The sequence below is a fragment of the Streptomyces diacarni genome (assembly GCF_003323715.1).
In the GTDB taxonomy this organism is placed as follows: domain Bacteria; phylum Actinomycetota; class Actinomycetes; order Streptomycetales; family Streptomycetaceae; genus Streptomyces; species Streptomyces diacarni.
Genome location: NZ_QOIN01000013.1, coordinates 1 through 974, shown reverse-complemented (window position 1 = coordinate 974; position 974 = coordinate 1). Strand labels below are relative to the sequence as shown.

Genomic DNA, 974 nt, shown 5'->3' with positions numbered 1-974 from the left:
CTAGATGAGTGAGTCCGATGTGTGTGCTGGTCGCGACCATGGCGAAGGGCGCCCGTTGGTCAGTGTGTGAAGACAAACCTGGACGCCCTTCTGGCGGCACTGTACGTGTTCATCGACGACCATGTGGCTCCTTGTCGCCGGATCGGGCGACCCCCGAAACTCACGGACGCCGAACTGCTGTGCCTGGCCGTCGCCCAGGTCCTGCTGGGCTTTCCCTCGAGCCGGCACTGGATCCGCTTCGCCCATGCCCGGCTCGGGCACCTCTTCCGCTACCTGCCCCAGCAGTCGGCCTACAACAAGCGCCTCAACGCGGCCGGACCACTGATCAGCCACACCATCGAGATGCTCGCCCGGCAGGTCCCGACCTGGCACGACAACGTCCGGTTGATCGACTCCACGCCGCTGCCCTGCGCAGCCTCCCGCGAGACGGTCAAACGCTCCAGCCTGGCCGGGCACGCCGGCTACGGCTACTGCCGCAGCCACTCCCGCTTCTTCTGGGGCTTCCGCCTCTACCTGGTGACCACTGCCGAGGGCATGCCCATCACCTGGTGCCTGGCCAACCCGAAGATCGGGGAGCGGGAAGTGATGACCGCGCTGCTGGAACGCGACCACCACCTCGTCCGGGCCAGCCAGGTGATCCTCGCGGACAAAGGCTTCGCCGGCCGGGAGTTCGAGGCCTTCCTCACCCAGCGCCTGGGCGTCCATCTGGTACGCCCGGACCGCAAGGACGAACCCGCATGTCACGGCCGCCTCGCCCGCTGCCGTCAGTGGATCGAGGCCGTCTTCAACACCCTCAAAGGCCAACTCAGCCTCGAACAGCACGGCGCCCGAACACCAGCCGGTGTCTTCGCCCGCGTCGGCCAACGACTCCTCGCCCTCGCAGCCGCACTCTGGCGCAACTGGACCACCGGCGCCGACGTCAAACGATCACTGACCGCCTACGACCACTAAAAACATCGGACTCACTCATCTAG

General features: G+C 66.5%; 1 protein-coding gene. It reads left to right on the top strand.

The features are described 5' to 3' along the window. Positions 1 to 66: 66 nt before the first annotated feature. The gene (locus tag DTL70_RS00070) at positions 67 to 951 is read left to right on the top strand and encodes an IS982 family transposase (protein ID WP_114019721.1); all 885 of its coding nucleotides are present in this window, start codon (positions 67 to 69) and stop codon (positions 949 to 951) included. Positions 952 to 974 lie beyond the last annotated feature (23 nt).